Origin of the sequence: Devosia algicola (assembly GCF_028816455.1) — a bacterium.
Classification (GTDB): domain Bacteria; phylum Pseudomonadota; class Alphaproteobacteria; order Rhizobiales; family Devosiaceae; genus Devosia; species Devosia algicola.
Genome location: NZ_CP118246.1, coordinates 341,271 through 367,046, shown reverse-complemented (window position 1 = coordinate 367,046; position 25,776 = coordinate 341,271). Strand labels below are relative to the sequence as shown.

The 25,776-nt window shown below is 56.7% G+C and carries 23 protein-coding genes and 2 pseudogenes; 8 read left to right on the top strand and 17 right to left on the bottom strand.

Annotated features, from left to right (window positions below; genetic code table 11):
* Nucleotides 1-2 precede the first annotated feature (2 nt).
* From parC to rpoZ, 9 genes and pseudogenes are all read right to left on the bottom strand, one after another.
* Nucleotides 3-2,282 (bottom strand): DNA topoisomerase IV subunit A, encoded by a 2,280-nt coding sequence (parC, locus tag PSQ19_RS01890; protein WP_282219394.1) that lies wholly within the window; start codon nt 2,280-2,282, stop codon nt 3-5.
* 87 nt (nt 2,283-2,369) lie between these two features.
* The gene (gene recO, locus PSQ19_RS01885) at nt 2,370-3,191 is read right to left on the bottom strand and encodes a DNA repair protein RecO (protein ID WP_282219393.1); all 822 of its coding nucleotides are present in this window, start codon (nt 3,189-3,191) and stop codon (nt 2,370-2,372) included.
* 13 nt (nt 3,192-3,204) lie between these two features.
* Nucleotides 3,205-3,615, bottom strand: coding sequence for a YkvA family protein (locus PSQ19_RS01880; protein ID WP_282219392.1), 411 nt, complete (start codon nt 3,613-3,615; stop codon nt 3,205-3,207).
* Nucleotides 3,602-4,520: pseudogene (gene era, locus PSQ19_RS01875) on the bottom strand (GTPase Era). The gene PSQ19_RS01880 and the pseudogene era overlap by 14 nt, the downstream one beginning before the upstream one ends.
* The gene (rnc, locus tag PSQ19_RS19265; RefSeq protein WP_328517713.1) at nt 4,517-6,016 is read right to left on the bottom strand and encodes a ribonuclease III; all 1,500 of its coding nucleotides are present in this window, start codon (nt 6,014-6,016) and stop codon (nt 4,517-4,519) included. The pseudogene era and the gene rnc overlap by 4 nt, the downstream one beginning before the upstream one ends.
* Before the next feature lie 28 nt (nt 6,017-6,044).
* Complete coding sequence (gene acpS / locus PSQ19_RS01860) at nt 6,045-6,464, bottom strand: holo-ACP synthase (protein WP_282219390.1); 420 nt, start codon at nt 6,462-6,464, stop codon at nt 6,045-6,047.
* A complete protein-coding gene (gene pyrE, locus PSQ19_RS01855) occupies nt 6,461-7,057 on the bottom strand; it encodes an orotate phosphoribosyltransferase (protein ID WP_282219389.1) in 597 nt (198 codons plus the stop codon). The genes acpS and pyrE overlap by 4 nt, the downstream gene beginning before the upstream one ends.
* Nucleotides 7,058-7,059: 2 nt before the next feature.
* Nucleotides 7,060-9,330, bottom strand: a pseudogene (locus tag PSQ19_RS01850) (RelA/SpoT family protein).
* 413 nt (nt 9,331-9,743) lie between these two features.
* A complete protein-coding gene (gene rpoZ / locus PSQ19_RS01845; RefSeq protein WP_282219388.1) occupies nt 9,744-10,115 on the bottom strand; it encodes a DNA-directed RNA polymerase subunit omega in 372 nt (123 codons plus the stop codon).
* Between the two features lie 214 nt (nt 10,116-10,329).
* Between rpoZ and PSQ19_RS01840 the strand changes: the two genes are divergently transcribed.
* The gene (locus tag PSQ19_RS01840; protein ID WP_282219387.1) at nt 10,330-10,902 is read left to right on the top strand and encodes a LabA-like NYN domain-containing protein; all 573 of its coding nucleotides are present in this window, start codon (nt 10,330-10,332) and stop codon (nt 10,900-10,902) included.
* A gap of 18 nt (nt 10,903-10,920) precedes the next feature.
* Here PSQ19_RS01840 and smpB read toward each other — a convergent pair whose 3' ends face one another.
* Together smpB and dapA are read right to left on the bottom strand one after the other, a co-directional pair.
* The gene (smpB, locus tag PSQ19_RS01835; protein WP_282219386.1) at nt 10,921-11,418 is read right to left on the bottom strand and encodes an SsrA-binding protein SmpB; all 498 of its coding nucleotides are present in this window, start codon (nt 11,416-11,418) and stop codon (nt 10,921-10,923) included.
* A 7-nt stretch (nt 11,419-11,425) separates the two neighbouring features.
* Nucleotides 11,426-12,301 carry a 4-hydroxy-tetrahydrodipicolinate synthase gene (dapA, locus tag PSQ19_RS01830; RefSeq protein WP_282219385.1) on the bottom strand — a complete coding sequence of 292 codons (876 nt, stop codon included), beginning with the start codon at nt 12,299-12,301 and terminating at the stop codon, nt 11,426-11,428.
* A gap of 264 nt (nt 12,302-12,565) precedes the next feature.
* On the opposite strand from dapA, the gene PSQ19_RS01825 reads away from it, so the two are divergent.
* Genes PSQ19_RS01825 through PSQ19_RS01815 form a run of 3 tightly spaced genes read left to right on the top strand, consistent with a single transcriptional unit; the run spans nt 12,566 to nt 15,611 of the window.
* Nucleotides 12,566-13,495 (top strand): hypothetical protein, encoded by a 930-nt coding sequence (locus PSQ19_RS01825; protein WP_282219384.1) that lies wholly within the window; start codon nt 12,566-12,568, stop codon nt 13,493-13,495.
* The gene (locus PSQ19_RS01820) at nt 13,417-14,589 is read left to right on the top strand and encodes a lytic transglycosylase domain-containing protein (protein ID WP_282219383.1); all 1,173 of its coding nucleotides are present in this window, start codon (nt 13,417-13,419) and stop codon (nt 14,587-14,589) included. Before PSQ19_RS01825 ends, PSQ19_RS01820 begins: the two co-directional genes overlap by 79 nt.
* An 11-nt stretch (nt 14,590-14,600) precedes the next feature.
* Entirely contained in the window at nt 14,601-15,611 is a 1,011-nt protein-coding gene (locus tag PSQ19_RS01815) for an alpha/beta fold hydrolase (protein ID WP_282219382.1), read from the top strand.
* 25 nt (nt 15,612-15,636) lie between these two features.
* On the opposite strand, the gene PSQ19_RS01810 is transcribed toward PSQ19_RS01815, so the two are convergent.
* From PSQ19_RS01810 to PSQ19_RS01800, 3 genes are all read right to left on the bottom strand, one after another.
* Nucleotides 15,637-16,029 (bottom strand): hypothetical protein, encoded by a 393-nt coding sequence (locus PSQ19_RS01810; RefSeq protein WP_282219381.1) that lies wholly within the window; start codon nt 16,027-16,029, stop codon nt 15,637-15,639.
* 424 nt (nt 16,030-16,453) lie between these two features.
* The gene (locus tag PSQ19_RS01805) at nt 16,454-19,663 is read right to left on the bottom strand and encodes an OmpA family protein (RefSeq protein WP_282219380.1); all 3,210 of its coding nucleotides are present in this window, start codon (nt 19,661-19,663) and stop codon (nt 16,454-16,456) included.
* A gap of 233 nt (nt 19,664-19,896) precedes the next feature.
* A complete protein-coding gene (locus tag PSQ19_RS01800; protein ID WP_282219379.1) occupies nt 19,897-21,414 on the bottom strand; it encodes a hypothetical protein in 1,518 nt (505 codons plus the stop codon).
* Between PSQ19_RS01800 and PSQ19_RS01795 the strand changes: the two genes are divergently transcribed.
* From PSQ19_RS01795 to PSQ19_RS01785, 3 genes are all read left to right on the top strand, one after another.
* Nucleotides 21,404-21,817 carry a hypothetical protein gene (locus PSQ19_RS01795; RefSeq protein WP_282219378.1) on the top strand — a complete coding sequence of 138 codons (414 nt, stop codon included), beginning with the start codon at nt 21,404-21,406 and terminating at the stop codon, nt 21,815-21,817. The two genes, PSQ19_RS01800 and PSQ19_RS01795, sit on opposite strands and share 11 nt — an antisense overlap.
* Nucleotides 21,818-21,838: 21 nt before the next feature.
* Complete coding sequence (locus PSQ19_RS01790; protein WP_282219377.1) at nt 21,839-22,579, top strand: SDR family oxidoreductase; 741 nt, start codon at nt 21,839-21,841, stop codon at nt 22,577-22,579.
* Nucleotides 22,580-22,754: 175 nt separating this feature from the next.
* Nucleotides 22,755-22,892: a DUF1127 domain-containing protein gene (locus PSQ19_RS01785; protein ID WP_282219376.1), complete on the top strand. Its 138-nt coding sequence runs from the start codon at nt 22,755-22,757 to the stop codon at nt 22,890-22,892.
* Nucleotides 22,893-23,012: 120 nt separating this feature from the next.
* Here PSQ19_RS01785 and PSQ19_RS01780 read toward each other — a convergent pair whose 3' ends face one another.
* From PSQ19_RS01780 to PSQ19_RS01770, 3 genes are all read right to left on the bottom strand, one after another.
* Entirely contained in the window at nt 23,013-23,783 is a 771-nt protein-coding gene (locus PSQ19_RS01780; protein WP_282219375.1) for an AfsR/SARP family transcriptional regulator, read from the bottom strand.
* 152 nt (nt 23,784-23,935) lie between these two features.
* Nucleotides 23,936-24,418: a hypothetical protein gene (locus PSQ19_RS01775; protein ID WP_282219374.1), complete on the bottom strand. Its 483-nt coding sequence runs from the start codon at nt 24,416-24,418 to the stop codon at nt 23,936-23,938.
* A 4-nt stretch (nt 24,419-24,422) separates the two neighbouring features.
* Nucleotides 24,423-24,974 carry a helix-turn-helix transcriptional regulator gene (locus PSQ19_RS01770; protein ID WP_282219373.1) on the bottom strand — a complete coding sequence of 184 codons (552 nt, stop codon included), beginning with the start codon at nt 24,972-24,974 and terminating at the stop codon, nt 24,423-24,425.
* Here PSQ19_RS01770 and PSQ19_RS01765 point away from each other — a divergent pair.
* Complete coding sequence (locus PSQ19_RS01765; protein WP_282219372.1) at nt 24,958-25,302, top strand: hypothetical protein; 345 nt, start codon at nt 24,958-24,960, stop codon at nt 25,300-25,302. The two genes, PSQ19_RS01770 and PSQ19_RS01765, sit on opposite strands and share 17 nt — an antisense overlap.
* Nucleotides 25,303-25,776 lie beyond the last annotated feature (474 nt).

Genomic DNA, 25,776 nt, shown 5'->3' with positions numbered 1-25,776 from the left:
GGCTATCCAACAAATTTGTTGTTGCGGGGGAAACCGTTGGGCGGCTGGCGACCAGCGGCAGCGCGATCGCCAAGCCATTCGGTCAATTCTTCCATCGGCTTGGAGAAGGTGCGACCCGAACTGTTGGTCCATGTCAGACCATCGGCGGCGAAGAACGTCTTGATGTCGGAAATGCCGCCATCCTTGTAGCGCTGCAAGCGAACGCCTTTGCCGCGCCCCATGGTCGCCAACTGCGCCAATGGGAATACAAGCAGTTTCCTGTTCTGCCCGATAACGGCGACACGATCGCCATCGACCGGCACCATCAGGCGTGCTTCGACAGCGCCGGAAACATTAAGAATCTGCTTGCCCTTGCGGGTATTGGCGATCATATCGTCTTCGGCCACAACAAAGCCGTAGCCCGCTGACGAGGCAATAATGCGCTTGGCCCCCGGTCGGTAGAGGACGATATCGACAATGTCATGGCCCTCGTCAATATCGACCATGATGCGCACCGGCTCGCCCTGCCCGCGTCCGCCGGGCAATTTATCACCACCGATAGTATAGACCTTACCACCGGTGGTCAGCATCAACAGCTTGTCGGTTGTTTCAGCGTGCAAGGACAATTTGAGACTGTCGCCAGCCTTGAAGCCTTTTTCGTCAACTTCGGTGGTGTGGCCCTTGAGTGCGCGAATCCAGCCTTTTTCGGACAGGATTATCGTGATCGGCTCGCGCTCGATAAAGGCTTCGGTGATTTCGGCCAGATTGGTATCGGGTGCGGCGGCGAGCAGGGTACGGCGGGCACCGAGCGCAGTCTGCTTGCCGTAGTCGGCCTTGAGATCGGTGATCTGGGCAGCAATGACACCCCATTGGCGTTTTTCGGACGCCAATAGAGTTTCGATATGCTTTTGCTCCTCGGCCAAATTGGCGTGTTCTTTGCGCAGCTCGATTTCCTCGAGTTTGCGCAAGGAGCGCAGGCGCATATTGAGAATGGCTTCAGCCTGCACATCAGTCAGGTCGAACGTTGCCATCAGGCTGACCTTGGCGTCATCTTCCTCGCGGATGATGCGGATGACCTCATCCAGATTAAGGTAGGCAATGATATAGCCACCAAGGACCTCGAGCCGGTGGGCGATCTGACCGAGGCGGAAGTTCGAGCGGCGCACTAGCACTTCCTTGCGGTGCTCCAGCCACGCTTTCAACGCCTGGGCAAGGCTCATGACCTTGGGCACGGCGCCTTTATCGAGAACGTTGAGATTGAGCGAAAAACGCGATTCAAGATCGGTGACCTTGAACAATTGCTCCATCAATATGGTGGCATCGACGGTACGTGCGCGCGGTTCGAGCACCAGACGAATATCGTCCGAGCTTTCGTCCCGCACATCCTTGAGTAGTGGCAGTTTCTTGGCGAGCAGCAGTTCGGCGATCTTTTCGACCAGTCGCGACTTCTGGATGCCATAAGGGATTTCGGTGACCACGATCAGGTAGACGCCGCGACCGGTTTCCTCGACCTCCCATTTGGCCCGCACCCGGAAGGCACCACGGCCGGTCTTGTAGGCGTTGATCATTGCCTCGCGGCTTTCCACCATGACGCCGCCGGTCGGGAAATCAGGGCCGCGCAGCAAATCATCCTGGTGGGATGGCGTGGAGAGATCCTCGTGGATGAGGTCCTCAATTTCGGCTTTGGGATTGTTGATGAGCTTTAGCGCCGCATTGCACAATTCGGCGACATTGTGCGGCGGGATGGACGTTGCCATACCCACAGCAATGCCGGTTGACCCGTTGGCGAGCAAATTGGGGAAGTTGGACGGCAGCACGACGGGCTCTTCGTCTTCCCCATCGTATGTCGCCTTGAAATCAATGGCGTTTTCGGTGATGCCTTCGAGCAGCCGCGTTGCCACATCGGTCATGCGGCTTTCTGTGTAACGCATGGCGGCAGCGTTATCGCCATCAATATTGCCGAAATTTCCCTGACCATCGACAAGTGGATAACGCAGCGCAAAATCCTGCGCCAGACGTACCAGGGCGTCATAGATTGACTGATCGCCATGCGGGTGGAATTTACCGATGACGTCGCCGACAATGCGGGCCGACTTTTTGTAGCCCTGATTGGGATCGAGCTTGAGCAGGCGCATGGCGTGGATGATTCGCCGATGCACCGGCTTTAGCCCATCGCGGGCGTCTGGCAGGGCGCGCTGGGTGATGGTGGAGAGCGCATAGCTCAAATACCGCTCTTCCAGCGCCCGGCGCAAATCGACAACGCGCTGGTCGTCGGCGGGAGGCAGAGTTGCGTTATCGGCCATTACGGGGGTTTCCACGGGAACGAATCAGGAAGCCACTATAGCGACTTGGCACAAAAAACGCAGGAAACGCAGCAGCTTTGGCCGGTTTTACCCGGCTATTTGCGGGTTTTTCATGATCAGTCGCCATCGAAAGGGGCCCTCATCGGTAACTCGCGCGAGGGGGTCGGCTTCGGGTACACTGCGTGGAACCAAATGCGCGATCAATTTGGCTTGGTTAGCAGTGCAACAAGCGAGTCGCGGGTTGCAGGGGGATCGAGCCTGGCGCGGGCCCCAGACGTGCAGATCAAGAAAGTGACCGGTCAGGCGGAATGCCGCCGCGAGATCGTCAGGGGTCGCCGCGTCGGTGCTAGTCAGGCATTTTGGCAGGGGCAACAGGCGGTCGAGATAAGGCCGGGCCGCCGCATTTGAAACAGCGCGTCCGGATTTGGGCGACACATGGGTAAGATTGGTGGTCGCACCGGTGGCAGCGCAGACGCTCAAATCGAGGCCAAAGCCCAGTTCATCGAGAAGGCTGATTTCAAAACGGGCAATGGCGACGGCATCGATTGGTTGATCGAGAAGAGCGAAGGCCATCGCCAACAGGCGATCATGAGCATCACGCTCGGGCAAGAGGTGCATGAGTTCGCAGATCAGTTGGCTGAGATAGAGGCGTTTGCGATCAACGATAAGTTCGGCAGCGCGCGCTTGCAGCAATTCGACCGTGAAGGTGCCCAGATTGTCTTCCAGGCGCGAACGCCAAACCAATTGCACCGAATTGCCCGGTTGCAAGGTGGCGGCATGGCGATGCGAGCGGCCACCGCGGACCAGTCCGAGATGACGACCTCGCCCGACCACCATGGCTTCAGCAATAACGCTGCTTTCACCGAAGCGCCGGACACCGATCAAGAGGCCTTCGCCGGTCCATTCCATCGCGATATTGCCCCTACCAAAAGTCTGTCAGCAAGGCGATGCTGGCGTAGATGGCGAGGCACCATAGCAACAGAACGACTATCGCACCCAAGCGACTGGTGGGGCGTTCGGCGCGGTGCGCTGCGGTTTGGCGAAACTCGACCATCAACGGCGCTGGCACGAGTTTGATCACCGCCAGAATGCCAAGCGGCACGATGAGCAGGTCGTCAAGATATCCCAGTACCGGAATAAAGTCTGGGATCAAGTCAATCGGGGACAGGGCGTAGGCGGCGATGGCGGCCGCCAGAATGCGGGCCGTCCATGGCGTGCGTCGGTCACGCGCGGCCAGCCATATGGCGATCACGTCGCGCTTTATGGCTTTGGCCCAACGCCTGGCGCGCAGCAGAAGCGTGTCCGGTTTTGACGGTGTGTCAGCTTTTTCCATGCGGGTAGTCCAGGCCCATCTCGCGGTATCGCTCTGGATCATCGGCCCATTTTTCGCGTACCTTGACGAACAAGAACAGGTGAACCGGCACCTCGAAAATCTCCATCAGGCTCCTTGCGCGATTCCGCACCAATGGCCTTGATTGTCTGCCCGCCTGCACCCAGCACGATTTTTTTGTGGGTATTGCGGGTAACATACACCACCTGATCGATCCGGTAGGAGCCATCCTTCTGGATCTTGAAACTCTCGGTTTCAACCGTGGCGTTGTAGGGAATTTCGTCGTGGATGCGCAGGAACAGTTTTTCGCGTGTCACTTCGGCCGAGGTTATCGCCATGGTCAGATCGGTCAGATGGTCTTCCGGAAAATGCCAGGGACCGGGAGGAATGTGCTTGACGCACCAATCCATCAGGTCGGCGACGCCATCTCCCCGCAGCGCCGAAATCATGAAGGTGGCCTCAAATCGCAACTTCTCGTTGATGGCCTCGGAAATTTTGAGCAGGTGCTCGCGTTTGACGGCATCAACCTTGTTGAGAATAAGGATTTTGGGATGACGCACATTCGCCAAGCCCTCAAGAAGTGATTCAAGGTCGGGCGTTAAACCCCTTTCAGCGTCAACGATAAATCCAACGAGGTCAGCATCGCCGGCTCCACCCCAGGCACTATCGACCATGGCGCGATCAAGGCGTCGTTTGGGCGCAAAAATGCCTGGGGTGTCAATGAACACCAATTGGGCATTGTCGACTGTAACGACGCCCCGCACCTGCGAGCGGGTGGTTTGCGCCTTGTGGGTGACGATTGAAACCTTGGTGCCGACCAGCGCATTGAGCAGGGTGGATTTACCGGCGTTGGGCGCACCGACCAGCGCTATGAATCCGCAACTGGTTTGATCAGGTTCAGGTGTCATGCCGGTTCTTTCCAGACTTTCTGGCGTACCAGGAATATTTCTGCGGCCTTATGTTCGGCGATTTTCTTGGAGGGGCCGATGGCGCTTATTGGTTCATGGGTGCCGACGACGACGGCGATGGTAAATTCGGGGGCGTGATCGGGACCAGTGCGCTCGATCTGTGTGTAGGTGGGTGGCTCCAATCCACGAGCCTGCGCCCATTCCTGAAGCGTGGTTTTGGCATCGGCCCGGTCCGCCTGCCCTACGGTAAAATGATCACCGAACATGCGCTCAACGAACTCATATGCCTTGCCCAAACCGCCGTCGCAAAAAATGGCACCAATCACGGCTTCGGTCACATCGCCGAGAATGGCGTCCTTTTCGGCACCGCCGGTGCGCGCTTCGCTGTCGCCCAGATTGATCTCGCGGCCGAGATCAAGCGTTCGTGCAATAATGGCGCAGGTTTCCTTGCGCACCAAGGTATTGAGTGTGCGCGAAAGTTCGCCCTCGTTGGCCTTTGGCAGTTTGCGAAACAGCATGTCGGCAACAACGAGACCCAAAACTCGGTCCCCAAGGAATTCGAGCCGCTGATAGGAATGTTCGATCCGTTTGCTGGGCGAAATGGCACTGGAATGGGTCAATGCCCGATCCAATAGATCGGGATCGGCGAATTGATAGCCCAATCGTTGTTCAAGGCCCGATCGGGAGCGCGCGCGTGACCTCATTGATAGACGGATTGGAACATTCTGTTCCAGCGCACATTGGCGGGCCACTGCCAGATCTGCCAGGGTGGGATATTGTCCTTGATCGAGAAGAACCGAGCCTTCGGCCTTGGCGACCAGATTGGTTTCGGGAACAAAACCCACGGCCGAGAGAACCCGGCTATCGGCGGAACGATCCCGATTGTCGCCCATCATGAAGAAGTGGCCAGCGGGAACAACATATTCCTGGGTATTGTCGAGCGGACCATTGTCCGAAATTTCCTGGATTGTATGGCTAGTGCCCTCGGGGAAGGTTTCGCGGTAAACCGTTACTTCGCGCGTATCACCGCTGCTATCGGTATCCTCAGCCGTGCCGATTTTTTCGCGTTCGACCATGACGTCATTAATGTAAAGCCGCCCCTGCTTCATCTGGATCCGGTCACCGGGCAGGCCCACGACGCGCTTAATATATTCAACCGTCTGCGGGACGGGACGGAAAACGGCGACATCGCCGCGATTGGGCGAGCGGCCCAGGATTCTGCCTGAGATTGGCAGTTCAAAATCAAGCAGGGTAAAATTGCCGTAACGTCCCAGCGAAAACGAATGTTTGCCATATCCCCAGACAAACTTGTTGGCGACGAAATAGTCGCCAATCATCAGTGTTTGCTGCATCGACGCGGTCGGAATGGAAAAAGGCTGGTAGAGAAACGAGCGCAGGACGATTGCGATCAGCAGCGCTTCAACCACAACGACGATGGTCTCCCATGCTTCGCCTGCGGCGGACTTGGGAGCAGCTTTGTGGGTCGATTGGCTCATGGATATCCCCGAATTACAGGCGTTGTGGTTAGAACTTTGCGCCGCTTGGGTCAACTGGAAGCGCCTCGATGATGACAAAGGCCTGCGCAAGCCCGGCATCGTCGGTAATCGTCAAATGTATGTGGGGCACATGCCCGGGTGGCACAAGGCGGGCCAGTGCGCTGGCCGCGCCGTTGGTCAGGGCCATGGTTGGTTTGCCGGTAGGCAGGTTGACCACGCCCATATCACGCCAGTAAACGCCAAAATTTAGACCGGTTCCCAACGCCTTGGAACAGGCTTCCTTGGCGGCGAACCGCTTGGCATATGAGGCGGCGCGCTGGGCACGTCGGTCGGACTTGCGACGCTCAATCTCGGTAAAGCATCGGCTGGTAAAGCGGTCACCAAAGCGGGCAAGGGTTTGTTCGACGCGTTTGATCTGGCAGAGATCGGAGCCCAGCCCGATGATCACGCCCCTACCCCCTGAATACCACGGCTGCCGGGTTTGACGGGCGGGATCGCGGCCAGTTCAGGCGGGAGATCGTCCGGTGAGTAGGCCTTAACCTCATATTCAATAAGCGACACGAGCGGCACGCCGATGTCGGCCTTGCCCTGCGAGCGATCAATGATACAGGCGGCGGCAACCACGTCGGCACCCAGTGCCTTGATGGTGTCGATACATTCGCAGATTGAAAGGCCGGTGGAGACAATGTCTTCAACCACTATGACCTTTTCGCCGGGTGCCACCGAAAAATTGCGCCGCAGCTCGAATTTACCGTCAACCCGCTCGGTATAAATGGCAGGCAGGCCAAGATGGCGGGCCGTTTCATAGCCCGGAATGATGCCACCGACGGCAGGGGACACCACCTGGGTAATATCATTGTAGCCAGCGGCGCGGATTTTTTCGGCCAGTGCCTTGCACAGAATTTCAGTTTTGTCCGGTTGGCGGAAGACCAGAGTCTTTTGGAGAAACGTGGCCGAACGCAGGCCGGAGGACAGAATGAAGTGACCCTCGAGAATGGCGTCACAGGAGCGGAACACCGCCAAAACTTCGTCCTTGGTCATGCCTATTTCTCCATCTCGCTGGCGCCGTCCCACTCAAGGGTCGAAATCATGCTGGCTTCGCTGACGCTGGCACGCTGTGCCGCAGAGATGCCGGGGCTTCGTTTGAGCGTTGCCAACACATCCGTCAACTGGGCCAAATCGCGCACCTCGATCTCAAAGATCATGTGGTGGAAATCCGGGGAGATCATGCGCATGACCAGATTGTTGATATTAGCGTCACAGGCCGCAATTGCCGAAGAAATCTGCGCCAGAGAACCGGGTCGGTTGACCGACTCCATGGTGACGACGACCGGATAGAGATGATCACTGTCGCCAATGTCCCAGCGCACATCAACCCATGCGACGTCGCTATCATGCATGGCGACAAGCGCGTCCGAATGGATGGGGAAGATGCGCAGCGGCATGTCGGGCTGCATAATGCCGACGAGCCGATCGCCGGGCACGACCCCCTCGCTGGAAATTTCGATCTGCTGGTGAAAATCCAGTTGCGCCAGTGCGGCCTTGGCGCGTGGACCGGAGCGTTGGCCGCCGGGCACGCGGAACTTGAACTGATCAGTGGCGCGCAGCGCGAACCAGCCGTCAGCGGTGTTGGCGACGGGCAAATCCATCTTGCGGCGACGTTTACGCAAGCCCTTGACCGCCGCCAGTTCCTCGGCGAGTGGTTCGGCACCGATCTTGCCCTCGCCCACCGCAATCAACAGATCGCGCTTAGTTGGAAAGCCAAGCGCTTCGGCCAAATTTTTGCCTTCCTCGTCGTCGAGCAAAACGCCTTCGCGTTCCAGCATCATGCCGAGAACATGTTCGCCCAAAGCATTGGCGCGTTGGGCGGCGGCATTGCGAACAGCGCGACGAATGGCGGCGCGAGCCTTGCCGGTTGCGGCAATGCCAATCCAGTTGGATGGCGGCAAATGGTTTTGGTCGCGGATGATTTCCACTTCATCGCCGGAGCGCAACTGCGTCACCAGCGGCAGGATCGAGCCATTGATCTTGGCGCCAACGCAGGTATCACCAATGTCAGTGTGCAGGGCGTATGCAAAGTCGATCGGGGTGGCGCCGCGTGGCAGGGCAATAAGGCGACCGCGAGGGGTAAAGCAGAAAACCTGATCCTGGAACAGCTCAAGCTTTGTATATTCGAGGAAATCCTCGCTCGAAGCGCCGGCGGTCAAGTGCCCGATGGTCGTACGCAGCGAGCCATAGGCGTGACTCTCCTGCTCCAGACGGCTCATGTCAGCGGATGCACCATCCTTGTATAGCGCGTGCGCGGCGATACCGAATTCGGCGATGCGGTCCATTTCCTCGGTACGGATTTGCAGGCTCGGCGCGCTGGCGACCGGGGCCGACGATGGTGGTATGAATGGAGCGATAGTCATTATGCTTGGGAACAGAGATATAGTCCTTGAAGCGACCCGGCACGACCTTCCATTTGGTGTGGATGACGCCAACGGTACGGTAGCAATCCTCTACCGTGCCGACGATGACGCGGAAACCGATCATGTCGGAGAGCTGTTCCAGGGCGATGGATTTGCGGTCGATCTTGGTAAAAATCGAGAACGGTGATTTGACGCGCGCCTTGACCCGTCCGACGATGCCTTCGGCGTCCAGGCGTTCCATCAACTCCTCATTGATCGAGGCAATCGTCTCGCTATATTCCGACTGCATTTCGGACAGGCGCGCCGTGATGGCGTTATAATGGTCGGGTTGGAGGATGCGAAAAGCGATGTCCTCCAGGCTCATTGCGCATGTCCTGCATACCCATGCGCCCGGCGAGCGGGGCATAGATATCCATGGTTTCCTGAGCAATGCGGTCGCGTTTTTCGACCGGCATGAAATGAAGCGTGCGCATATTGTGCAGGCGGTCCGCGAGCCTTGACCAGCAGTACACGGACGTCCTTGGAAATCGCCAGCAACAGTTTGCGCAGATTTTCGGCCTGAGCCTCCTCGCGCGACACCAGATTGAGTCGGTCAATCTTGGTCAGCCCGTCGACAATGGCGCCGATTTCGGCGCCGAACATTGTGTCGATCTCGGTGCGGGTAGCGTCGGTATCCTCAATGGTATCGTGTAGCAGGGCGACAGCAATGGACGCATCGTCAAGCTTGAGATCGGTCAGGATTGCCGCCACTTCAAGGGGATGGTTGAAGTACGGATCGCCCGAGGCGCGCTTCTGCGAGCCGTGCTTTTGCATGGCATAGACATAGGCTTTATTCAAAAGCTGCTCGTCGACGTTCGGGTTATAAGCCTGAACTCGTTCGACAAGTTCGTATTGACGCATCATGGGTGGGCGCTCTTGCTAACATCCCAACTTAACCGTTGATCGCGCAAACGAAAAGGGCACCAGACCAGAGTCTGATGCCCTTTTTCATTTATCTTGACCGACCGATGCGTCGCCAACCAAAATGGCCATAAATCGCTCCACTGGAGCGATTTCCCACCTGCGGTCTGGAACTCGCCCTGCGAGCATAGGCTCTGCGGGCCTAACCACCTTAAATCGCTCCACTGGAGCGATTTCCCACCTGCGGTCTGGAACTCGCCCTGCGAGCATAGCTCTGCGGGCCTAACCACCTTAAATCGCTCCACTGGAGCGATTTCCCACCTGCGGTCTGGAACTCGCCCTGCGAGCATAGCTCTACGGGCCTAACCACCTTAAATCGCTCCACTGGAGCGATTTCCACCTGCGGTGGACGGTGGTTAGTCATCACGTCGTTCGGGTGGGGCGAGGCTTTCAATACCGCGCAACAGCTCGTCTTCGCTAATGGTGTCGAAGGTGATCGAATCATCATTGTCAGAACCGGCACCCAGGCGCGGTGCTGCATGTTCTTCGGGTTCGTCAACTTCAACGTATTTCTGCAGCGAATGGATAAGGTCTTCGTGCAAATCTTCAGGCGAAATGGCTCCATCACCAATTTCACGCAAGGCAACGACCGGGTTCTTGTCATTGTCGCGGCTTACGGTAATCTGTGCGCCAGAGGAGATCATGCGCGCGCGATGGGCGGCCATGAGTACTAAATCGAAGCGGTTCTCGATCTTTTCAATGCAGTCTTCAACGGTGACGCGGGCCACGGACGTCTCCAATATTTATGGAAAGAGCGCCCTCCATACACGAGCGCCCTAGCAATGACAAGTTTTCTTGGCCTCATGGCGTACTTGCTATAGATGACGGTAATGTGCGAATAGCGAATTTAAGCGATGTTGCAAATTGCAACCATTCCAACCTATTATCCGAGACATAAGCTGGGTCGTCGGGAATTTTAAGATGACACAGTCAGGAGGCTAGATGGCCATAGACCCCCGTGAAAAGATTGTTCTGTTTATTGATGGAGCTAATCTATATGCCACATCAAAAGCTATTGGCACGGACATCGATTATCGTCGGTTACTGACCGAGTTTCAGTCCAAAGCCTATATGCTACGGGCCTACTACTACACCGCACTGATTGAAGATCAGGAATACTCATCAATACGACCGCTGATCGACTGGCTTGACTATAATGGCTATACAGTTGTGACCAAGGCAGCCAAGGAATTCACCGATGCGACAGGGCGGCGCAAGGTGAAGGGCAATATGGACATTGAGCTGGCGGTGGATGCCCTCGAGATGGCCCCCCACTTCGATCATATGGTGCTGTTTTCTGGCGATGGTGACTTTACCGCGTTGGTTGCGGCACTACAGCGCAAGGGCAAGCGGGTCACCGTGGTGTCAACGCTGACAACCTCAACGCCGATGATTTCGGATGATCTGCGCCGGCAGGCAGATTTCTTCCTCGATGTCGCAGACCTTGCCAAGACCGTGGGGCGGGCTGCGGTTCCCTATCAGGACCGCAATATTGCCGCCACTGAGGACGATTAAGAATGCGCTGAGGTCGGGTCAGCCTCGTCCGCCGTCTTTCATGATTCTCGCCTTGTCGCGATTCCAGTCGCGCTTGCGTTCCGTTTCGCGCTTGTCGTAGTTTTTCTTGCCCTTGCCCAAGCCAATCAGGAGTTTGGCGCGCCCCTGATCATTAAAATAGAGCTTTAGCGGCACGATCGTATTGCCGGCGCGCGACACAGCAGCGTCCAGACGCGTCAGTTCCTTTTGTGACACCAGTAACTTGCGGTGACGTTTTTCGTCGTGATTGAAGCGATTGGCCTGGACGAACTCTGGAATATGGCAATTGATCAACCAAAGCTCGCCCCCTTCGGGCGACGCGTAGGATTCGGTGATTTGTGCCTTACCCAACCGCAGTGATTTGACTTCACTCCCGGTCAGAACCAAGCCAGCTTCGAGCGTGTCGATGATCTCATAATCATAGCGTGCGCGTCGATTTTCAGCCACGAGGCCGTGACTGATAACGCCAGATTTTGATTTGTCATTTTTGGGGGCCATCCGAGGCTCAGATCAGTCCGGCGTGCGCTAGCGCGGCGTCGATTGTTTGCTCGGTCGACCGGGCAATGGGCACCAGTGGCAGGCGCAACTCATTCTTGCACAGACCAAGGCGCTCGGCGGCGTATTTGATGCCCGTTGGATTTGGCTCAATAAATATCGCACGGTGCAGATGCACCAACTTGTCCTGAATTTGAATGGCACTAGGAAAATCGCCGGCCAGTGTTGCCTCCTGCATCTGGGAGCACAGGTTCGGCGCAAGATTGGCGGTGACCGATATGCAACCGGTGCCGCCGTGCGCATTGAAACCCAGGGCAGTCATGTCTTCACCCGAGAGCATGATGAAATCATTGCCAAGGCGGGCACGGGTCAGGCTGGCACGACCAAGATCGGCGGTGGCATCCTTGACGCCAATGATGTTGGAATGCGCCTCGTGCAGGCGCGCAATCGTATCGACGGTCAGATCCACCACGGTGCGACCGGGCACGCTATAAAGTACGATGGGCAGGCCGATGGCGCCCGCAATCGCGGAAAAATGGTGGAACAATCCCTCTTGATTGGGACGATTATAATAGGGCACGACGCACAATACCGCGTCGGCGCCTGCGGCTTCGGCAAATTTGGCAAGAGAAGTGGCTTCGGCGGTCGAATTGGAACCGGCACCAGCGACAACAGGCACGCGCTTGTTGGTCACCTCGATGCAGATTTCAACAATCCGGCGATGTTCTTCATGGGTAACGGTAGGACTTTCACCCGTCGTGCCCACCGGCACCAGGCCATGCGAGCCCTGTTGTATCTGCCAGTCGACAAATGCCGAGAAGGCTTTCTCATCAACGGCCCCGTTTGAGAAGGGGGTCATGAGTGCCGGAATAGAACCTCGGAGCATTTGTCTGCTTTTCCTTGATGTGCGCCACACTTGTGCCGCGGGGTAATGTCAATTTGGCGGCTGCGCCAGGTCGGCGCAACCAAGTGGCGCACCATACTTTTTGTTATGATGCACCACAAGGGAAGGCAAGCAACATCGAGCAGGCGACGCGCACTGGGTGGTGCCGATGCAACCATATCTTCACTCAGATAGCGTAAATCAGGATTTAACCGCAAGGCTGGGGGCAACCTGTCGGTCACGAGTTTGAAACTGGAACGACACCGAATGAAATACCGTGTTGCAGGTCCATTGCTTGTATTGTTGCTCGGCGCCACGTGCCTGGTGCCCCTGCCCGTCGCAGTATCCAACGAGACCGTTGACCCCACAGTTACCGGCAGCATCAACGCCAATGCGAGTATTCCAAAGGTGGTACCCCAGGCATCTGCCGGGTTCAGCACGGCGCTGGAGTTGCTCGACAATGGCAATGCGGCCGAGGCCTATGCGAGCGCCAAAGGCCTCGCCAACAACGCTGAGAGACGTGCCATTCAGTGGGCCGCAATCTATTTTAACGCTGGCAAAATCGATTCCGACAGCATTGAGCGCTTTGCCAAGGATGCGCCCGACTTTTCCTCGCCCGGCCTTTACCAGACGCGGATAGAACAGTCGCTGACCACCGAGTCGCCGACCGCGGAAAATGTCATAAAGCATCTTGGCGGCGTGGTGCCCAACACGATCGACGGGCAGATCGCCTTGGCGTCGGCCTATCTGGAGGCTGGCCAAACCGAGCGCGCCGCCAAGCTGACCCGCAGCATTTGGGTCGACAATTATCTGACGGGCGCGCAGGAGTCCGAGGTTTTGAGCGACTTGGGCGGTCTTTTGGACCGGGATGCGCATTGGGCGCGCGCCGTCCATTTGATGATGAACGACCGGGCCAGCGGCAGCGAACGGCTGATGCCGTTTTTGAGTGCCGCGCAACAATCGCTGGTTGTGGCGCGCGCCGCCGTCTCGCGAAACGACGCGAACGCCAAGGCCCTGCTCGACAAGGTTGATCCCAGCCTTCAGACCAATCCAGTCTATATTTTTCGCGAGTACAACGCGCGCGACAGGCTGGACTTTTCGACAGCGCGGTGGACTGGTTGGCCAAGGCAACTGGCGAACTGCCGGACGCTGAGGACTGGTGGTATGAGCGGCGCACCTTATTGCGTGCGGCATTGAGTGCGGGCAAGGCGACCACAGCCTATGTAGCGGCTGCTGGCTACGCCGACGGGCCCGAAGGGCGCATGGTGGATGCGAGTTTTCACGCCGGGTGGATTGCGCTGTCATTTTTGCATGACGCCAATAGCGCCAAAGCGCATTTCCTCAAGATGCGCACCATGTCGACGCTGCCCGACACCATCACCCAATCCAACTACTGGCTAGGCCGCGCCGAGGCACAATTGGGCGATGCGGCTGGCGCCAAGGCCGCATACGAAAAAGCTGCCCAGTACGGCATGGTATACTATGGACTGCTGGCGCGGGCCGAGCTTGGACTGCATGGTGTTGCGCTACGCCCCCTACCCGCCTGGCGGCAGAGTGAAAGCATCTTCAATAGCCGCGAAGTGGTGCGCGCAGTAAAGCTGTTTGCCGCCAACGGGCACGACAATCTGGCGGAGCCATTGCTGCGCTATTTCGGCACCAATCTGACCGATGGCGGCGAACTATTGCTGGCGGCGCGATTGGCGCAGGAGATTGGGGCCCACCAATTGGCGATTTCAATTGCCGATGCCGCCGAACAACGAGGTATTCCGCTGGATCTGTTCAGCTATCCCAAAGACGGCATTCCCGCCGATGCACAGGTATTTGCAGATCGCGCGGCCGTTTATGCCGTCACCCGGCAGGAATCGCGCTTTCAGATCGATGCCGTTTCAAGATCAGGTGCGCGCGGATTGATGCAACTCATGCCGGGCACGGCCAAGGATACGGCCAAAGCTGCGGGTGTCGATTATTCGCAGGCCAAACTCACCAGCGACGCTCGATATAACGCATTGCTGGGCTCGACTTATCTCGGCGCCCAACTGACGCGTTATGATGGATCGCTGGTATTGGCGGCAGCCGCCTATAATGCGGGGCCGGGCAACGCCAACAAATGGATACGTGCATTTGGCGATCCGCGGCTGGACAATGTTGACCCGGTCATCTGGGTGGAACTCATTCCGTTTCAGGAAACACGCAAATATGTGCAGCGTGTGCTGGGCAATTACCTTGTCTATCGGGAGCGGCTTGGACACAATGATCTGACCATTACCCAGGCGTTGCGCAAGATCGAATAATCGACGCCAGTTTGACATTTATCCAGCCAATGGCGGCTTGCCTGACCGCTGCGGGCAAGGGTAAGCCTTTGATGGTGTTCATCAGCAAAGCGATCCCGATGGCCCGTAAGCGCAAAATTCCCGCCGATCATACTGCCTTTGCCGGGTTGCCCGTACAAATGGTTACGCTGGACAAGGGTGCAGCTACGGTGGCGGTGCATGTCTCTGGCACGCTTTCCAGCGACACCGTGCCTCTGATCTGCCTGGCTGGCTATCATCGCAATATGAGCGATTTCACCCAGTTTCGAACGCTCTACCATCATGGGGCGGGCACGAAACAGCCGCTGGTGTTGCTTGATTTGCGGGGGCGCGGGCGCTCGAGTGATCGGGCCGACAAGAAGGAGTATGGCTCGCCACGGGACGCGCGCGATGTTGGCGATGTCGCAAACGCGCTCGGCATAGAGCGAGCAGTGTTTCTGGGACAGGGTTATGGCGGCCAAGTCAGCATGCTCTTGGGGTCGCAACGCCCCGGACTTGTTGCGGGCATGGTGCTGGTCGACATCGGACCGGTTACCGATTCTCGTGGACTGGTGCGGCTGCGCCAAAATGTGCAGCACATCGAGAGTTTGCGGGGCACCGGTGCCGTATCACAGGGTTTTCGACGCATGTTGCAGGGCGACTACCCCGGCGCCAACGACACACATGTCCAAATATTGATGGGGCGCAGCCATTATCTGGATAAACGCGGTCGCGCGCGGCCGCTTTATGATCCACGGCTCATTACCGCTCTGGAAGCGTTCCACCATGATGATGTGCTGGTGGCGCAATGGCAATATTTTGACGCATTGGCGCGCGTGCCGCTGATGCTCATGCGCACCCAACTCACCGATCAGGTCCGGCGCGATACATTTGACCAAATGACCAAACGACGCCCGGACGCACGGGTTTTTTCGATTCAGGGGCAAGGCTCGCCTGCCCTATTCGATCAATTGGACGAGGTGCAAGCGGTGGCGCAATTCGTTGCCGAGATCGAACGGTCCTGATCGACACGGTGCCTGGCGGCACAAGCTATTTTGTCTTGGCCAGCTTTTTGGCCTGAGAAATCCAGTCTTCGCGAGCGACCCGTCCCTTGAAGCTGAGATGAGTATCCATCCACTCGGCGTTAGCCTTGGTCCATTTTCCGATCTGGTCAAAATGGAAGACACCCAGATCATTTAGCGTTGATTCAATTTTTGGACCGATCCCCTTGATTTTCTTGAGGTCATCCTTGCCCGCTGCGCGGGGTGCTTTGAGTGACGCTGGCTTCGGGTCCATCGGTTTTGCGGCTCGCCGTGGCTTGGCCTGTGCGGCTTTGAGTTTTCTCGCGGTCTTTTTCTTTTCGGCCTTGAGCGGATCGGCAGGCGATGGTGCCGATGTTTTCGATGCTTCAGGTGTCGGATCTGTGGCCACGCTTGCAGGCACAGTCTCAGCCGGCGGAGGCGGTATGGTATCGGGTTCAGGGGGAGAACTCATCGCTAACCTGACTGCGGCGCTACGCGGTCGATCACGTGCAGGCGCAGGCTCCGCCCTTGGTGTTGGCACCGGCGTTGCGACCGGTTTGGGCGCCGGCGCCGGTGCTGGCGCGGTAGATGGTTGCGTTTTGACAACTCGTGGCTCTGATAATCGGCGCAGAACAAAACCTATCAGGCAACCGAGCAAATAGGCCACCAACAGCAGCAGGGCAGTTTCAGCGAGATAGGCGAAATTGAACATCTGGTTTGCCCTAGGCCCGTGATTTACCGTTACGCCAACCGACAACGAGGCCGACGACGGCAGCGACTGCAAGAAATGGCCACATATGCTGCGCCAGATAGAGCAGTGCGTTCATATTCACATCGTCACCCAATCAATAATGCTGATCGAGAATTGTCACACCAATGCGGCGGTTTTGCCGTCGGCCAGCAGTGGTGTCGTTGGACGCAATCGGCTGGCTCTCACCGAAACCGACTGCATAAAGACGCGCGGCGAGAACGTGGCGCTCGATCAAGGCGGCAACGACAGCCTCGGCACGAGCCACTGACAAGGCAAGATTGAGTGAGGCATCACCTTCGTCGTCAGTATGCCCTTCGATCTGCACAATCGTGTCGGGGCACATGGCCAGGTCAGCCGCCAGAATATCCAGCGCAGCCTTTGAATTGGCGGAAATCAGCGCGGCGCCGGACTGGAACAGAATTGACTGCTGTGTTGAAAAATCGAGAACGGTGGCGCGACAGTTTTCCAGCGCGGTCGGCGCGGCAATATCGACGGTCCAGTCGGCAGCATTTGGCAGGGCCGCCAGATTGGACCTCGCGGTCTCCGCCCCCACCTCGTTCGGCGCCTTTCCGGCCAGTGACCACGCGCCACCCTTAAGGCTCAGGGTGCCATTGGACAGGGTCATCAGGGTGCGCAGACCGACCTCGGCAGCGCGAAGAAAAGCTTCTGGCGCGTCCGGCGCAATGTCAAGATTTTGCGTAGATGCGGTTGATATGACGCCAAAATAGCTTCTCGCCGCCGCCGTAGGCACGGTACCGGTCAAGTTGACGTTGCCGTCTGAATCGCGGCTGGCGCCAAATTGATAATTTTGGTCAATTTCGGGCGCTGAGGGGACCGGTTTGACTATCGGCTTGGCTTCAGCAGATTCAGCAGGCAGATCAACCTTAGCCTCCATTTGCGGTGCCACGATTTCGGGCGTGATTTTGATATTAAGGGTCCAGTCGATCGCTGGTGTTGCCGCGGCGGATAACGAGGCGTCAACGCCTGCCCGGCCCGCTTCGGTCGCCTGGCCATTGATCGACCACGCGGTCCCGTCAAAGGCAACAATACCGCTATCAAGTTGGCCCAGCGCATCGAGCGCCGCCAGCGTGTCGTCGCTAAAATGGTCGGGCGCATCGGCAGCTATGGTCAAATCGTTCTGACTCTCGTCGCCTGCCCGTACCGCCAGGAATCGTTTCAGGCTGTCAGTCGGAACCATTCCGCTTAATTTTACCCTGCCGTCCGCGTCTCGGCTTGCTGACCAGACATAGGGTTTGGCCGGGGCTGGAGCTGGCTTCGCTTCTAGCTGACTGATGTCCACTGTCCAGGCCGCGATATCGACGTCCGACGCAAGTTCGGGAAGCAGGTCGGTTGCGACGGTCTCATCGGCGTCACCGGCGAGCGTCCACCGCGTACCATCAAATTTAAGTGCGCCACTATCCAATTGCATCAAGGCACGCAGTCCAGCACTGGCACTGGCAGCGAAGTTGTCGGGTGCACCGACAGAAACTGCTGAAGTATCAGTAGGTTGGTCGCCAGATCTGAGATAGAGATTCCGCTTCAAGTCAGCGCTTGCCACATTTCCGGAGAGGGTTACCGCGCCGTCGGCAGCGCGCGTTGCGGACCAGATATAGGGGGTGACTGCAACGGGTTCAGGGCCGGTCAGGGACAGTGTCCAACCCGCACTATCCAGGCCCTGTGCAGCAAAAGCTGCTTGCAGGTCAGCGATTTGAGCGTCGTTGGCGAGTTGACCCGACAGACTCCAATTGTTGCCGTCAAAGGCAAGCGAGCCTAGCTCTACCTCGTTGAGCAGGCTCAACCCGGTTAGCGCCGAGGATATAAAGTCGTTTGGGGCGCCGGATGCAAGTTCGGTCTGATCGGCCTCCAAGGATGCCACTGCAGCAACGACTTTTGACTGCGTTTTTTCATCAGGAAAGTAGCCCGACAAGTCGACCGCCCCAGATAACCGCTTATCGGCGGTCCATAAAAATGGATCTGCGACCGGTGCGGTAATATCGAAACCAACGAACTCAAAGCCCTGCGGCGCCCCGTTTTTTTGCAACTGCAACAGCGCCTTGTAATTTGCCGATGTATCGGCGGTGCCGTTTAGTCCTATTGCCTGCCCCCGCACTTCAAAATGTCCAGTGGACATTTTCTGCAGCGCCGCGACGCCAAAATCCAGTGCGGATTGGAAATATTGCGGCGCATTGCGGCCCAGTGAAACCCGGCTGACGTCCGCGCCCGGCAGATTCGACAGGCGTTCCCGGGTCGCCTCATCAGGCGCATAACCTTCAAACAGGAGTTGTCCATCGGCGTTTCGAGTTGCGTTAAGCTGATAATTTTTGACGTTAGGCGGTTCCAGAACGACAATCGTACCGCTTGGCTTCAACTCATCGGTGATGATTTCAGCGGTTCGCGCGTCTGGCGGCGCGCCGGTCAGCGTGCGGTGACCATCGATAATAGTGGCCGTACCATGATCAAGCCGGATTAAATTTTTCAGCAGCAATTGGGTATTGCGCGCAAAATCCGCCGGGGCGCCTGAGGCCAGTGCAATGCCGGTGGCGACGGGAAATCCTGAACTGTCGGCCACACGGAAACGTTCAACCAGGTTTTCATCGGGGGCATAGCCACTAATCGCGATCGTATTGCCATCAAACCGGGCAGACCATTCATAGGGAGTGGCCAATGGCGGTGCAATGGTGACATCGCCCAGGGCAATTCCGGCAGGGGTATCGCGTTGAAGTGACGCCAATATTTCGCCGTAGGCGCGTTCGGTTTTTGCGCGGCCGGAGACCCGCAGGGTCAGATCCGATAGTTCGACTTTGCCCTCATCAAGAGATTGCAATTTTTGCAGGGCGAAATGGACTCCAGATTGCCATTTGTCCCGTTCGGGTGCGCCAGAGCGCACAGCGAGCAAATCGCTTGAGGGCTTTGCGATAGCAACCAACTGGTCACGCACCGCAATATTGGGGACGCCACCGGCCAGAGTTACCGAGCCGGCGTCCAACGAGGCCGAAATGGTGAACGGCTTGGCGAGTGGAGCGATTTCGATGTCGGTTGCGACAGTACGGATGCCGAAAAGACTGGCGACAACGGATTTTGCTGCGGCGGCGGTCGGCTGGTCGGTGGTGGTGCCCGCCAGCACAGCATCTTGTCCCCTGACCTGCAACTCAGCCCAGTCGAAACCGTGGGACGACAGGTCGGCGGCAGCGCGGGTCTGCAAGTCGGTCGCGACGCTGCCCTCAGTTGCAAGCGTCGACAAGGCGGTACCGCCCAGAACGACCACGACACCGGGGACGATCCATCGAGCAAAGGTCTTGAACATTTGAAATCCGAACAGCTAGCCGCAACGGTGCTAGGCTAATGCATTTTGCCGGTAAATTAAATCAAAATGATAGACGTAACATATTGATAGATATGGATTAAATTGCTGAGTATGCGCTGGAATTGCGCAGGGCCGAATTTGCAAGAGAATCAATGATTCTGGCAATCGGTCGCACAAAAAAGAGAAAGGCCCGGCTTGCGCCGGGCCTTTCAATTCGCCAAAGCGAGTCAGGCTTATTCGAAGGACTTTGCAGCCTTGAAGGTAACCTTGTAAGCGCCGTTCTGGTGCGCTTCGCCCTTGAGGGACGAAGTGAAACCACCACCTGGAGCCCAAGCAAGCTGAGCCGAACCGTAGAAGTCGGTCTGGCTGGTGTTGCCTGGATTTGGTACGGGGTTGTTGGTGCCGTATACGCCGATCTCACCAGTAGCGGTAAGCGTTTCGGTAACAGCAGCGACCAACTGAGCAGCGACCTGGTAGCCGTCAAAGCCGGCGCCATTGTTGCTGTTGTAGTAACGACCGCCAAGGTTGATCTTGACGCCGTCGGTAACAGTTGCACCAACCGAACCACCGATACCGTAGTCTGTATTACGGGCGGTAGCACCGGCAAATTCACCCGAGAGGGCGATGGTGAACATGTCGAACGTGCCCTGAGCGGACAGCAGACCGTTCCAGTAGGTGAGATTGGCTGCATTGTTGTGGTTGGCAGCAAATGCGCCACGAACCTTGAACGCATCGAACGTGCCGGTGATACCGGCATGCATTGCGTAGTCTTCGATGTTGCCATCAAGAACGCCGCCAGCAAGAGCGGTCAAGTGAGCCGAAAGGTTTTCGCCAGCGTAGGAAACTACACCAACAATGGTACCAGCGTTAGCGGCGGTGCCATCGTCGAGGTTTTCAAGGCCAAGACCAACCTTCACGCCGTTGCCGACATCGGAAACGATCTGAATGGAGATTTCGCCTTCCTTGGGCTTGTCCTTGTTGAACATAACGCCGGTGTCGGCTTCGCTCGAATTGAACAGGCCGAGGAAGTTGAATGGCTCGTCGTCGCCGAAGTTGGCAATCGAGGACTTCTTACCAGCCATGATGACAGTGGAGTCACCGACCTGGACGTAGGCTTCGTCAACCTTCCAGAGGCCCTTATCGGTATTGATGTTGCCGTTCAGTGCGGTTGCACCGGCACCGGTATCATCATCCGAACTGATTTCCATCTCGTTCTGGATACGGGTTTCGGTAACGGACTTAAGCTTGATAACGGCCTTGGCAGCACCGAAGTCGCTGTCGGCAGTGCCAACAAACTTCAACCATGCTTCAAGCTGTGATTCCCAGTCATTATCAAGACCGGCTGGAACTGCGGCTTTTGCAGGAACGACAATTGTCGCGCCAGCAGGCAGGACCGCACCGAATGCGTAAGGCGTTGCTACACCGGTTGTAGGATCTACGTAAGAACCCATGGTAGCTGCTGCAGCGGCGGACACGTCAGAAGCGTCTGGCCCCTGATTGTTGTTGTTGTCAAAATCGTCAGCAGCAGTGTTGGTGACGATGTACTTGCCCTTGTAGTTACCCCAGTTGAATTCATACGAAACGCCGCCAGAGATCTGCAGGCAGTTGGTTTCGGAAGAAATCGTCAGGCCGGAAAGGCCGAGCGCGTCACAGACGTCGAGCGAGGTGAGGACACCCAGATCAGCAGCATAACCTGCAGTCGAGAGACCGACAGCAGCGACAGAACCGAGAATAAGGCTCTTGAGTTTCATTATTGACCTCCAAAGTCAGTCATTTGATACCGGGTTGTCCGGTGGTTTGTCGAAACGCGACCACACTTATATTAACGTGGTGCAGTGTGTTGCCGTCGCGCTGCGACCGACAAACGATCCCATGCATGGATTCGCAAGACCCACTCTACGCATGCAGAACGCGTACGCAATCACGCAAAGGTGGTTTTGGGGCTTTCCCACGTTGGTTGCCAATCCGCTGTTGCAAATTCAGCACATAAACGGCAACGAGCTGTTAACCGGCGTCAATGAAAGGTTAAAAATTCAGGGTTTCCGGGGATTTATTGAATTGAAGCGCAACGCGCTGATATTCGTTTGGGTTGGAGACTGGTCGATTCCCGGGCGACCGGACTTGCGTCGTTGCAAAGGGATGGTGATTAATTGAGCCCAGCAGGGGAGCGCATTGATGTCTGAAAGCAAAGTAATTTTGATCACTGGCGGCAGTTCGGGAATCGGTCGCGCCGCGGCGATCGGGTTCGGCAAGGCCGGGTACCAGGTGGCGATCTGCGGACGGCGACCTGATGCACTGAAGGCGGCAAGTGAGGCAAGCGGGGCGCGGGCCTTTACCTGCGACGTAACGGTTCCACAGGATGTTGCGCGTCTTCTTGGATCGGTCGAAAGCGCTTTTGGGCGACTGGATGTGTTGTTTAACAATGCGGGTCAGGCGGCACCGGCCGTCAATTTTGGCGACCTAGACGTCGAGAAATGGCGTTCGATGATCGACACCAATCTTAATGGTGCCTTTTATGTGGCGCGCGAGGCCTTTCGCCTGATGCGTGCGCAAAGCCCGCAAGGCGGGCGTATCATCAATAATGGCTCGATCTCCGCCTATGTGCCGCGCCCCGGGGCCGCTCACTACTCCGCCTCCAAAAATGCGATCACCGGGCTGACGCGCTCGATCGCGCTGGATGGACGCCAGTTTGGCATCGCCTGTGGGCAGATCGACATCGGCAATACCGCTACCGACATGACGGGGGATATGAGTGGGGGCGTGTTGCAAGCCGATGGTAGCACGATGCCCGAGCCGACGTTCAGCGTTGCCCACGTTGTGGACGCGTTGCTTTACATGGCGGGGCTACCGCTGGAAGCCAACGTTCAGTTCATGACGGTGATGGCCACAAAAATGCCCTATATCGGACGCGGCTGAGGCGTTCCATAAGATTAACATTATGTGCGCGTTGAGTTGGCGATTGACCAACATTTCGCACCACAACATGCTGTTGGTGCTACGCGGAAAACGCATGCCTCTTTTGCAATCATATGACTACTCATTTGGTAGGCATTCCACATATCTAGTGCGTAACGCCTGAAGGGGACCTGAAATGAGCATTCGCAAAAAAATCGCATCCTATGTTGCACAACGCCGCGCCGTTCGTGAATTGAGCGCAATGGACGCACGCCAGCTGAACGATCTCGGCATTACCCGCGCCGACATTCCCAACGCTGTTCGCGGCCTGTAATCGCCCTGCCCGCTTGTCGGGCACAGTGAGACAGATGACAGCCGGTACCCTGGGTGCCGGCTTTGTCGTTTCTGGCAGATGATATTGACAATCGACCGACTGAAACGTTCGGCGGCGGCGCTACCGTCTGGACGACGAGGCGCGAATGTTCTGGTTCATCAGCTGATGATAAAGCAGCTGGGTTTCGGCGCTCGGGGCAATGCCCAGCTCAGTGGCCAGCAACGTTCTCAGATTGGTATATAAGAGGTGCAACTGGTCGAGATGATGATGCTCTGCAGCGTCACGCATCAGGAACTGGCAGGCATCTTCATGATAGGGGTCAATGCTGAGCAGGCGGGCCGCGCAGCGGCTACGATCAGCGCGCGAATATGACTCAGAGGAAACCGCATTGGCGAGTTTTTCGCTGAAGACCATGTGAAAATAGTGCCGGTGCCCGGCGGTCCAATCTTCCAGTTCCTCGCTGGCGCCTTCGAGGCCGGCAAGTAGATCGCCGCGATATAGGTCGCACAATGCACCGGGCGGCGATTCCTTCTGCTCGTCAATTATGTGCTGAAGTTCCAAAAGGTCGCAGCGAATGGAGTCCTGGCGCTTCAGGTGCAGGGTCACCGGGCCGGTTTCGATCAGCTCGAAGCCATGTTGGGTTTGGAGATTTCGAATGCGCACCAAAGCCTGCCGCAAATTTGCCGCTGCCTTGGCCTCGCCTCTTTCACCCCAGATGATTGTATGAATTCGACGTCGGGTGACGCTGCCGTGCCTGCCGCCCGCTAATGCCAGATAGGCAACGATGCGAAAAAAATTGGCGGGTACACTTTCAATGGGGTGCCCGTCGACGGCCAAGGAACAATCCCCCAGCAGCGTCAATTCAACTTCTCTGGCTGCCCGTTCCCCCATACCCAAACTCACAAATTGCCAATTTAACTGTTACATCGCCCAAAGGGCGGATCAAAAAATTACGCTTGACGTCATGTGCATGTCCCAGGCGTTCCGATGAATTTTAAGTTCGGGAACATTACACATAACAATTTCCCATCTGGTCTGCATGATCATGCAACAATACCGTTGCCACGGATAAAACGCCACATGGCCTTGTTCACTTCTGTCACAGAAGTAATGGCAGATTGAATTCTACGGATCTCGTCGTCATCCAAGCTTTCCACCTTTCCATACTTCATGTTGTTGTTGAATTCCGCGATCCTCATTAGTTGTGTAGTGCCAAATTCACCATTTTCATCGAATGAATAAATGCAGTGATTGTACTTATTCCGAAGTTTGGCTTCTTTTTTTAGCTGCGACATTAGCGATCCGACTTCTGATTGCATTTCTTTCGGAACAGCGCTTGTTTTAGACAATCGTTCCAGCAAATCTATTCTTGCTCTTGTCGTATTCAGAGTAAGAAATATGACAATTGAAGCTTCTTTGTTGGTTTTTGTCATAATTTCTATCAAATAGATGAACAGTGACTCCGTGTTTGTCCAAACATAATTGAGTTGCCCGACCAGCCTGAGAACATCATCAATGCGGGCCATGGCGTTAACTACGGTACCTTCCAGCAACACTTAATGCTGGCTGGAGGCGCGGCGCGAACTGCGGCTGCTCTGCGCCGGCAAGAAACAGTGCCGCCGCCTGCGTCCGATTGCTGACCCGCAATTTGGCGATCAGGTTGTGAACATGGGCCTTGACGGTATGTTCGGACAACGACATGCGGTGGGCAATGAGCTTGTTCTGACACCCTTCCGATACAAGGCTGAGAATTTGCCGCTCACGGGTTGTCAGGGATTCAACGGCGGAACATTGCTCAGCAACGTCCGCCTCATCTTCGACAGCAACTTCTGTGTTGCCGCCTGGCTGGGCGCGAAATGAGCCCAGTACCGACCGTGGCACTGGCGCCTGGCGATATTGGGTGGGCTCATGATAGAGGCGCGCCCCCAAGCTGGCACCACGCTCAGCATGATCGGAGGGCGCGGGATGTACAATGTCGGCGGGAAAGTACTCACCGCCGGACAATAGCAGCGAGGTTACCGCCAACCAGACATCCAATGGCAAATTGAGTGGCAGCATGCCCTGAATGAGCCGATCGGACACAAGGCGTTCGAGTCTCTGGTCCAAATGCACTGTCGGGCTCGACCATCAGGCAGATCGCCGCATTGGGGAAGAACTGCCGACATTCGACCAATTCGTCGAAACCGATCTGATCCCGACTATTGTCAATCAAGATGAGACGAACAAATTCCCGACGCTCTGTGTGACGCGGACATTGCTCAGCAAAGACTACATGGAAAGCAGGGAAGTGGCGCTGGACTTCGTGATGCAGCCCCTGGAACGCGGCACCTTGCGGGGCCAACAGAAAGATCTGGGCGGCAGTTTCTTGTCCCACTCCAGAACCCGGCGGATTCCCGAGGTGCGGATTTGATCCGATATTCACCGTCATCTTCATTCCCCCAATACTAACTACACATTTGGTCCGCAACTATCCCCCAAGGCTGAACCAAGACCCCTGCACTTAAGTTACCAAGTCGTTAACATGACAGCCGTGACTCGAACGTGACTCCACGTGCATTTTGTCTAGATCATTGGAGTAAATCTGCATGATGGGAGCCTAGATACCGACTTTGTGATCAGATCCCGGAAGCACTGGAATCGCTGCTATTTCTGAGTCAGCCGCAGCTAAATATTTGGCCAGATGGTCAAAAATTTAGCTTCCGATGTTGAAGCAATGATGTGATCGTCCGGACGACCAGTTGATCGAAATGTTTAGTCAACACTGCAATCTGATTGCGATCCAATTGCTGTCTATCACCAGGCGCCAGTAGCAGACCAATATCGGCAGGCTTGACCCGCATTGGATGGGTCGGGTTTCAAGATTGAGCCCTTCGACAAACGCCGC

Excerpts from the sequence above, each read along its gene's own strand:
- rnc (WP_328517713.1), bottom strand. The coding sequence starts at position 6,016 with ATGAGCCAATCGACCCACAAAGCTGCTCCCAAGTCCGCCGCAGGCGAA.
- PSQ19_RS01785 (WP_282219376.1), top strand. The coding sequence starts at position 22,755 with ATGAGCATTCGCAAAAAAATCGCATCCTATGTTGCACAACGCCGCGCC.
- PSQ19_RS01775 (WP_282219374.1), bottom strand. The coding sequence starts at position 24,418 with ATGGCCCGCATTGATGATGTTCTCAGGCTGGTCGGGCAACTCAATTAT.
- parC (WP_282219394.1), bottom strand. The coding sequence starts at position 2,282 with ATGGCCGATAACGCAACTCTGCCTCCCGCCGACGACCAGCGCGTTGTC.
- PSQ19_RS01800 (WP_282219379.1), bottom strand. The coding sequence starts at position 21,414 with ATGAAACTCAAGAGCCTTATTCTCGGTTCTGTCGCTGCTGTCGGTCTC.
- PSQ19_RS01765 (WP_282219372.1), top strand. The coding sequence starts at position 24,958 with ATGAGCCGATCGGACACAAGGCGTTCGAGTCTCTGGTCCAAATGCACT.
- PSQ19_RS01805 (WP_282219380.1), bottom strand. The coding sequence starts at position 19,663 with ATGTTCAAGACCTTTGCTCGATGGATCGTCCCCGGTGTCGTGGTCGTT.
- PSQ19_RS01780 (WP_282219375.1), bottom strand. The coding sequence starts at position 23,783 with ATGGGGGAACGGGCAGCCAGAGAAGTTGAATTGACGCTGCTGGGGGAT.
- recO (WP_282219393.1), bottom strand. The coding sequence starts at position 3,191 with ATGGAATGGACCGGCGAAGGCCTCTTGATCGGTGTCCGGCGCTTCGGT.
- PSQ19_RS01840 (WP_282219387.1), top strand. The coding sequence starts at position 10,330 with ATGGCCATAGACCCCCGTGAAAAGATTGTTCTGTTTATTGATGGAGCT.
- dapA (WP_282219385.1), bottom strand. The coding sequence starts at position 12,301 with ATGCTCCGAGGTTCTATTCCGGCACTCATGACCCCCTTCTCAAACGGG.
- PSQ19_RS01790 (WP_282219377.1), top strand. The coding sequence starts at position 21,839 with ATGTCTGAAAGCAAAGTAATTTTGATCACTGGCGGCAGTTCGGGAATC.
- smpB (WP_282219386.1), bottom strand. The coding sequence starts at position 11,418 with ATGGCCCCCAAAAATGACAAATCAAAATCTGGCGTTATCAGTCACGGC.
- pyrE (WP_282219389.1), bottom strand. The coding sequence starts at position 7,057 with ATGACCAAGGACGAAGTTTTGGCGGTGTTCCGCTCCTGTGACGCCATT.
- PSQ19_RS01880 (WP_282219392.1), bottom strand. The coding sequence starts at position 3,615 with ATGGAAAAAGCTGACACACCGTCAAAACCGGACACGCTTCTGCTGCGC.
- PSQ19_RS01825 (WP_282219384.1), top strand. The coding sequence starts at position 12,566 with ATGAAATACCGTGTTGCAGGTCCATTGCTTGTATTGTTGCTCGGCGCC.